This window comes from Cupriavidus sp. 01L45 (assembly GCF_056399885.1).
On record NZ_JBFTSG010000111.1, the window covers coordinates 1 to 7741 of the forward strand.

At 64.8% G+C, this 7741-nt stretch carries 9 protein-coding genes; all 9 read left to right on the plus strand.

What is annotated here, in order from left to right:
* Positions 1–228: 228 nt before the first annotated feature.
* Positions 229–768 (plus strand): type VI secretion system lipoprotein TssJ, encoded by a 540-nt coding sequence (gene tssJ, locus AC1DT6_RS39635; RefSeq protein ID WP_441626070.1) that lies wholly within the window; start codon positions 229–231, stop codon positions 766–768.
* A gap of 287 nt (positions 769–1055) precedes the next feature.
* A complete protein-coding gene (locus tag AC1DT6_RS39640; RefSeq protein WP_441626068.1) occupies positions 1056–1604 on the plus strand; it encodes a P-loop nucleotide/nucleoside kinase family protein in 549 nt (182 codons plus the stop codon).
* 77 nt (positions 1605–1681) lie between these two features.
* Positions 1682–2191, plus strand: a complete 510-nt coding sequence (locus AC1DT6_RS39645) for a hypothetical protein (protein ID WP_477115541.1) — start codon at positions 1682–1684, stop codon at positions 2189–2191.
* A gap of 135 nt (positions 2192–2326) precedes the next feature.
* The gene (locus AC1DT6_RS39650) at positions 2327–2947 is read left to right on the plus strand and encodes a flavodoxin family protein (protein WP_441626064.1); all 621 of its coding nucleotides are present in this window, start codon (positions 2327–2329) and stop codon (positions 2945–2947) included.
* 93 nt (positions 2948–3040) lie between these two features.
* Positions 3041–4138 (plus strand): substrate-binding domain-containing protein, encoded by a 1098-nt coding sequence (locus tag AC1DT6_RS39655; protein WP_441626062.1) that lies wholly within the window; start codon positions 3041–3043, stop codon positions 4136–4138.
* A 161-nt stretch (positions 4139–4299) separates the two neighbouring features.
* Positions 4300–5106 (plus strand): SDR family NAD(P)-dependent oxidoreductase, encoded by an 807-nt coding sequence (locus AC1DT6_RS39660; RefSeq protein WP_441626060.1) that lies wholly within the window; start codon positions 4300–4302, stop codon positions 5104–5106.
* 63 nt (positions 5107–5169) lie between these two features.
* Positions 5170–6147: a Bug family tripartite tricarboxylate transporter substrate binding protein gene (locus AC1DT6_RS39665; protein ID WP_441626058.1), complete on the plus strand. Its 978-nt coding sequence runs from the start codon at positions 5170–5172 to the stop codon at positions 6145–6147.
* 94 nt (positions 6148–6241) lie between these two features.
* Entirely contained in the window at positions 6242–6679 is a 438-nt protein-coding gene (locus AC1DT6_RS39670; protein ID WP_441626056.1) for an ester cyclase, read from the plus strand.
* 162 nt (positions 6680–6841) lie between these two features.
* Positions 6842–7597, plus strand: coding sequence for a gamma-glutamylcyclotransferase (locus tag AC1DT6_RS39675; protein ID WP_441626054.1), 756 nt, complete (start codon positions 6842–6844; stop codon positions 7595–7597).
* Positions 7598–7741: the final 144 nt, after the last annotated feature.

The window sequence follows — 7741 nt, forward strand, 5'->3', positions numbered from 1 at the left end:
GAGGCCCGCGCTGATGCCGGCGCCGGCCTTGAATTCGGACCAGGTGAGCCTGGGCTACACCACGCAGCTCAGGCGGCACAGCGAAGCCGACGCCCCGGGCGCCAGCGATGCCGTTACCCGCGTGCAACTCGGGAACTGGCGCGGGCACAGCTCAGGGATGCCGGCGCAACGCTGAACCCGCACTGTCAATGAAACGCAGCGATACGCTGCACAAAGAGGATCAACACGATGAGGCGACAGCTTCGAAACGGTGCCCTACTGCTGGTTGCCACCCATATGGCTGGTTGCGGCGTGGGCCAGGCAGTCAAGGACAGCACGGTGGAGGCCACGAAATGGGCCTTCACGACGCAGGTCAAGACCATGAGCCTCGATCTCACCAGCCGGCCGTCGTTAAATGCAAACGGCGCCGGACAATCGTTGTCGACGGTGGTGCGGATCTACCAGTTGAAATCGCCGCAGGCCTTTGAACAGCTGGGCTATGCGCAGTTGCAGACGAATGACCTCGAATCCCTCAAGGCCGATCTGCTAGCGGCCAGGGACGTGGTGCTGCGCCCGGACGCGAGCGTAAGCCTGAGCGAGCCGATGCATGCCGACGCGCAGTATGTCGGGGTCATTGCCCTCTTCCGGAGTCCGGACAAGGAGGCGACCTGGAAACTGATGGTGCCGAAGAAGCAGTGGAAAAAGACCGATCCCGTGAAGAGCGAAGTGCGAGGCAGCACGCTGGAACTGGCGGGAGCCTCCTTTGACGGTCCTGCCCGTGGACGGTAGACGGCATCATGCTGGCCGGGGTCGGACCTGGGTACCGGTTCATGGAAACGTCGCGGATGCTGACTATGCGCAGCTGGGTGCCGGGTGGCACTCGTTCCAAAGTGATTGCGTGCCAACGCGCAGTCACTTATCCTCCATCTCATGAACCGCGTGCAAACCCCTTCGATTATTCGCACCATCCCCCGGATGGTGGGTTAGCGCGTGGCCTGAGCACACAAAGCAACCCGCCCCATGAGGCGGGTTTTTTGTTTCCGTCTCCCGGGGCTTTCATCGCCAAGGAGATTGAAATGCAGCCACACAACGTTCCCTCGTCCCGACCACCCGCCACCCTTTATATGGTCTGCGGCAAGATCGGCGCAGGAAAATCGACGCTGGCGAAGCAACTCGCGGCCCGTCCGGCGACCGTGCTGATCAGCGAGGACGATTGGCTGTCGCGCCTCTACCCTGGGGAAATCCGGGCGATCTCCGATTATGTCCGCTGCGCCGGCAGGCTGCGAGACGCCATGACCGGCCACATCGAGGCACTGCTGCTGGCGGGCATGTCGGTCGTGCTCGATTTCCCCGCCAACACGCCGGCCAGCCGAAGCTGGGCCAGGGCCATATTCGAGCAGGCGGGCGTACCGCATCAGCTCCACTATCTCGATATGCCGGACACCTTGTGCAAGGCACGCCTGCGCGCCCGCAATGCCAGCGGCACGCATGCGTTTGAGACCAGCGATGCGCAGTTCGATGAAATCACCCGATACTTCGTTGCGCCATCGGAGGGCGAGGGTTTCCACGTGATCCGGCATGAACCTGCCACTGTAGCCGTTGCCGGCTTGACGCCATCCTCCTGATCCGGCGCAGCATCGAGTGCGGGAGTGCCCTTCCGTTATCATGGCCAGCGGATTCAACCATTGCCGGATGGCCTCCTATGCCGTTGATGTTCGAGCTTGCCTCCCCGCTGCCAGTGCGCGCCAGCCAGGCCTGGCACCGCGCGACCACGGCGGAAGGCATCAACGATGAGTTGTTTCCCTGGCTGCGTATGACGGCCCCGGCCGCCATGCGAGGCAGGACGCTCGACGAGCTGCCGCTTGGCGAGCGCCTCGGCCGCAGCTGGCTGCTGGCGCTTTGCGTGCTTCCGGTGGACGCGGACGACATCATGCTGGCGGAGGTCGGGCCCGGGTACCGGTTCAGGGAAACGTCGCGGATGCTGACCATGCGCAGCTGGGTGCACGAGCGGACGATTCGCGATACGGCCGATGGCTTTTGCGAGGTACGCGACCGGCTGGCTTTCAAGTTGCGGGGGCCTGCAGCCTGGCTGCCAGGTTGTGAAGGCGCAATGGTCGCCGTGGTGAGATGCCTGTTCCGGCACCGGCACGCGCGGCTGGCGCGATGGGCCAGACGTACCAAATCTCTCACGCCGCCCGTTCATTCAAAATAATTCAACAACTGGTTGAGATTGTTCCCACCAACTGCGCCGGCAGATGCCTAGACTTGCTTCACCGGCCCAGCAATCAAACGACCAACGCGATGCAGGCCACATTCAAATATTTCAAATTTCTTTGAGGCCCATATCATGAACGCCAACGCTACCCAGATCGCCATCGTCTACCACAGCGGCTACGGCCATACCGCCAAGCAGGCACAGGCCGTCGCACGCGGCGCCGCCAGCGTCGATGGCGTGGAAAGCCTGCTGATCAGCGTCGACGACATCGACCAGCACTGGGACACGCTCGAGAACGTGGACGGCATCATCTTCGGCGCGCCCACCTACATGGGCAGCGCATCGGCGCAGTTCAAGGGCTTTATGGACGCCACCTCGCGCAATGTCTTCGCCAAGGGCGGCAAGTGGGCCAACAAGGTGGCGGCGGGCTTCACCAACGCGGCATCGCGTTCGGGCGACAAGCTGGCCACACTGCAGCAGATCTCGATCTTCGCCGCCCAGCACGGCATGCACTGGGTCAACCTTGGCCTGCCGCCGGGACACAATAACTCGAAGTCGACCGAGGATTCGCTGAATCGCCACGGCTTCTTCCTGGGCGCGGCCGCGCAGTCGAACGCTGACGAAAGCTCGGATGTGGTGCCCCCGCTGGCGGACCTGCGCACGGCCGAGCACCTGGGTGCGCGCGTCGCGGAAGTGGCGCAGCAACTGGCGGCTGGCCGGCAGGCGCTGGCGACGTTGAAGAAGGCGGCCTGAAGCGCTTCCCGCAAGTCCGCTCCGCGCGATTGAATCGTTTCATGCCCATGCTACACTGCCGGCATCAGGAAACGACGAGATCCGCGGAGTCCCATGAAGAAGACCACTGAAGCGCAGCGCAAGCCGACCCTGAAGGACCTGGCCGAGCAAGCGGGCGTTTCGGTGGGTACCGCATCCAATGCGATGGCGGGACGCGGCGGGCCCTCCGCCGAGACCGTCACGCACGTGGTCGAGGTCGCTCGCAGGATCGGCTACGTCACCAACGCCGCCGCCCGCAGCCTGCGCTCGCGGCGCTCCCGGCTGGTGGCCTGCCTGGTGCCCGATATCACCAACCGCTTCTATGGCGTCATCGTGCGCGCGGCCGAACACGTGCTGCGCGAAGCCGGCTACACTTTGCTGCTGGTAGACACGCATAACGACACCGAACGCGAATGCGAGTTGCTGCTCGACGTTGCCCGCGTCGGCGTCGACGGCGTGCTGTTTGCGCCCGGCTCCGAAAGCTCGGCCAAGCTGCAGCAGCAGATCGCGCAAATCGATGCGCCGCTGGTCATCCTCGACCGCGATATCGCCCCGGACCGCCCTAGCGTAAAGGTGGACCATTTCAGCGGTGCGCTGAAAGCGGCGAACTACCTGCTCGACCTCGGCCACCGTCGCATCGCCCTGCTCTTCCCCAGCTCGCACCTGCGCCCCGCGCGCGAGCGCTGGCATGCCTTCGAGACGGCCGCCGCAGCGCGCGGCGCTACCGGAGCACTGGACCTCGTGCGCATCGACACAAGTTCGATGGATGTCGCCTTCTCGCAATGCCTGGCACTGTTCCAGCAGGCTGCGCCGCCTACCGCCATCTTCGGACTGGGCACCACGCTGCTGGCCGGCGCGCTAAAAGCGGCACGCCAGTGCGGCAAGGACATTCCCGGCGACCTGTCGGTGATCTGCGTGGGCGATACCGAACTGGCGCAGGTGCACACCCCCGAGCTGACGACCCTGAGCTGGAGCCTGCAGGATATGGGGCGCCATGCGGCGCAGTTGCTGCTTGCCGAAATGGAACCGCAGGCGCAAGGCAGCGGCGAATCCACCCCCACCGGGCACCTGATGCTGACCTGCGACCTGATCCTGCGCGAGTCGTGCGCCGCAATCGATGCGCGCACGCGCAGGAAGCCGCTACGGCCAAGGGCAAAGAGCGCGGCCAGCTAAGGCTTGCTTCCCACAGGGCATCTTCGCGTCTTGTCTTTATTCCGCGTCGCCGCAGCCAGTCGTTTACCCTTGACTTGAAACGTTTCAATCCTGTGCTATATTTTTCGCATCCCCATCGGCGCGGGGCCATGAAAAGGGATCACCACGGAGACAGGCACAGCATGCCGGACAGCAATCGCAAGGGAATGAACCGGCTTGCCGGCAAGGCAGCCATCGTTGTCGGCGCGGGTTCGATCGGCGCCGACACCAGCAACGGCGCCGCCGCCGCCATCGTCTATGCACGCGAAGGCGCAGCGGTGCTGTGCGTGGACCGCGACCTGGCGCTGGCCCGGCGCACCGCGAGCCAGATCGAAGCCGAGGGTGGACGCGCCAGCGCCTTCGAGGCCGACGTGCGAGACGGTGCGCGGCTGGCAGCCATGGTGGACGCCTGCCGAGGGCACTACGGCCGCATCGACGTGCTGCACAACAACGTGGGCATCGAGGAGATCGCCGAACTCGAAGACATCACCGAGGAATCCTGGGACCGCGTGTTCGACATCAACCTGAAGGGCGCCATGCTCGCCTGCCAGAAGGTGATGCCGCACATGATCGCGCAGGGTGGCGGCTCGATCATCAACATCTCTTCGATCGCCAGCCGCAGATGGGGGCCCATGCCCTTTCTCTCCTACAACGCATCGAAGGCCGCGCTCAACCATATGACGCGCATCCTTGCGCGCCGCTATGCGGCGGAGCAGGTGCGCTGCAACGTGATCCTGCCCGGCCTGATCGATACGCCGCACGCGGCCCATCTCACGGATGGCGACGCGGCGGCGGTGCAAGCCGCGCGCGAGTTCCGAAACAGCCGCTGCCCGATGGGCCGGCAGGGTACGCCATGGGATATTGCATACGCGGCGCTGTTTCTTGCATCCGATGAATCGCGCTATGTGACCGGTCTGGAGATGGTCGTGGATGGCGGGCTGGGTCTGTGACCGGCAGGCCCGAAGCGCCGGACAGGCCCTGTAGCACATCACAAAGAAGCAGGAGACACCCCAATGCCCCACTACCTCGCCACCGCCTCGCTCCTCGTCGCGCTCGCAGCGCCCGTGTCCGCCACGCAAGCCGCGGAATCCCCCGCCGACTATCCTTCCCACCCCATTCGCCTGTTGCTGCCGATCTCCGCCGGCTCCGGTGGCGACATTCTCGGCCGGGTGCTCGCGGAACGCATGTCGGCGATCCTGAAGCAGCCCATCGTGGTCGAGAACAAAGGCGGTGCCTCCGGCATCATCGGCACGCAAGCCGTGGCGCGCGCCGCACCTGACGGCTATACCTTCACCCTCGGCGGCGCCACCACGCATATGTTGAACGCCGCCGTCTACACCAAGCTGCCCTACGATCCGGTCAAGGATTTCACCGCCATCGGGCAAGTCGGCACGGCCGCAATCCTGCTGGTGGCCAGCAACGATTTTCCGGCGAACGACCTGAAGGAGCTGGTGGCGTACACCAAGAGCCATCCCAACCAGGTGCAGTACGCCAGCTGGGGCACCGGCTCCACCGGACAGTTCTGCGGCGAAGTGCTCAAGCAGCTCGCCGGCGCCTCGATGACGCATATCCCCTACAAGACCGTGCCGCAGGTACTCAACGACATTGTTGCCGGGCATATCAAGCTGGGTTACGTCGACATGACCTCAGGCACGCCCTTCGTCAAGTCCGGCAAGGTCAAGGCGCTTGGCACCTGTACCTCGCGCTCGCCCAGCCTGCCCGGCGTGAAGAGCTATGTCGACGAGGGCATCGATTTCGACCGTGTGTTCCGCTGGGGACTCTATGTACCGGCCGGCACGCCGAAGCCGATCGTGCGGAAGCTGTCGGACGCATTGAACCAGGTGCTTGCCATGCCGGAAATCAGGGTGCGCCTGCTGGAAATGGGCATCGCCGCCACGCCGATGAGCGGCGAGGAACTCGGCAGGCTGAATGCCCGCGACATCCCGGCATGGAAGGAAGTTGCAAGGACCGCCGGCGTCACGCAGGAATGAGCGGCTGCCCCGCGCCATCGAACCAAACCGGGTCAACACATCAACACATCAACGCATCAACGCATTCACGACGCATCATCACGGAGCCCAAAACATGGATAGTTTGTCTCTAGCCCGCATCCAGACCGTTCGCGATCACATGGCCCTGGAGTGCACCCGGGAATGGGACGCCGTCATCGCCACATTCGCCCACCCGCGCTACGAGATGCACGGCGGCGGCGCGGTCTTCGATGGCGAGGAAGCGGTGCGCGGCTACTTTGCGTCGTCGCGCACACCCTTTCCCGACCAGGCCAACGAGATCATCGCCATTGCGGCCGCGGACGACACGGTGCTGGTGGAGTTCTGGCTCACCGGCACCCATCTCGGCCCCCTGAAGGCAAACGGCACCGTGTACCCGCCGACGGGCCGCGCGTTCCGGGTGCGCATGGCGGCATCGTTCGAGTTCGCGCCAGGCAGCGACAAGATCGTTTGCGAGAGGCCGTATTTCGACCAGGGGGCGAAGTTGCGCTCGCTGGGGCTGGCGGCTGGGTAAAGGGCACTCCCCAGCCGCGGGATCACGGTGGAGGTATCGTCACCTCGCCACTTCGCCATGGCGCCGGCACCTGGCCGGCCCAGCCTTGTTCTATGTTGCCGCGTGGTCTAGCGTTACAGCAGCCGAGCCGCATCGCCGCGAGGCAGTGAATGGGGAGCACGGATGCAACCGCCCGCTACGACACATCAGCACCGCTCGGCACCGCCGCGCCTGACGCCCGACCTGGTGGGGCGCATTGCGCGCAAGGTCGAGGACGCCGGGCCCGCCCCTGGCGTCGTCGTCCACAACGAGGCCGACTACGACGCATCCCTGGATGCGCTATTGGCCGCCGGCGCGTGGCACGGCCAGGACATCTGGCTGTTCGCCTATGGCTCGCTGCTGTGGAACCCGGGCTTTGAGGTTGACGAACAGATGCCAGCCGCCCTGCACGGCTGGCATCGTGCCTTCTGCATCCGGCTCACACGGTTCCGCGGTACGCCCGAACAGCCCGGGCTGATGATGTCGCTGGTACCGGGTGGCAGTTGCCGTGGCGCACTGTATCGAATCGCCGGGGACCGGGCAATGAAGGTCCTCCGCATCCTTTGGCGGCGGGAGATGACCGTCAAGCCGCCCACCAGCCCACCCCGATGGGTGACCGCCAGGGCGGGACAGACCCCCGTGCGCGCCATCGTCTTTGCCGCCGATCGCAAGGGCCGCAATTTTGTCGGCGGCGTGACCAACGAGGAAATCGCAAGCGTGCTGAGCAAGGCAGTCGGCCATTGGGGATCCGGTGCCGAGTACCTGATGCAGACCGTTGATCACCTGGAGCGCCTTGGCATCCGGGATGCCAGTCTCTGGAACCTGCAGCGGCTTGTCGCCAGAAACCTGGCCGATCTTCGAGCCACCGGCACGCAGTCAGGCGCGGGACACCACGAGTAGCCACGCCGTCAGCCAGCCTGTCAGGCCGGTTCATGGCCAGATACCAAGGTCATCGTTTCCGAATTTTGATAATTGCCGAAACGATGGCTGAAAGTGGCATGAACGGCCCTTCTTGCGTCCGCGATGTCACCTCGGATATCGCGC

Bases quoted from the DNA above. Each gene is read 5' to 3' on its own strand.
- AC1DT6_RS39665 (WP_441626058.1), top strand. From the start codon at position 5,170: ATGCCCCACTACCTCGCCACCGCCTCGCTCCTCGTCGCGCTCGCAGCG.
- tssJ (WP_441626070.1), top strand. From the start codon at position 229: ATGAGGCGACAGCTTCGAAACGGTGCCCTACTGCTGGTTGCCACCCAT.
- AC1DT6_RS39650 (WP_441626064.1), top strand. From the start codon at position 2,327: ATGAACGCCAACGCTACCCAGATCGCCATCGTCTACCACAGCGGCTAC.
- AC1DT6_RS39660 (WP_441626060.1), top strand. From the start codon at position 4,300: ATGCCGGACAGCAATCGCAAGGGAATGAACCGGCTTGCCGGCAAGGCA.
- AC1DT6_RS39645 (WP_477115541.1), top strand. From the start codon at position 1,682: ATGCCGTTGATGTTCGAGCTTGCCTCCCCGCTGCCAGTGCGCGCCAGC.
- AC1DT6_RS39670 (WP_441626056.1), top strand. From the start codon at position 6,242: ATGGATAGTTTGTCTCTAGCCCGCATCCAGACCGTTCGCGATCACATG.
- AC1DT6_RS39675 (WP_441626054.1), top strand. From the start codon at position 6,842: ATGCAACCGCCCGCTACGACACATCAGCACCGCTCGGCACCGCCGCGC.
- AC1DT6_RS39655 (WP_441626062.1), top strand. From the start codon at position 3,041: ATGAAGAAGACCACTGAAGCGCAGCGCAAGCCGACCCTGAAGGACCTG.
- AC1DT6_RS39640 (WP_441626068.1), top strand. From the start codon at position 1,056: ATGCAGCCACACAACGTTCCCTCGTCCCGACCACCCGCCACCCTTTAT.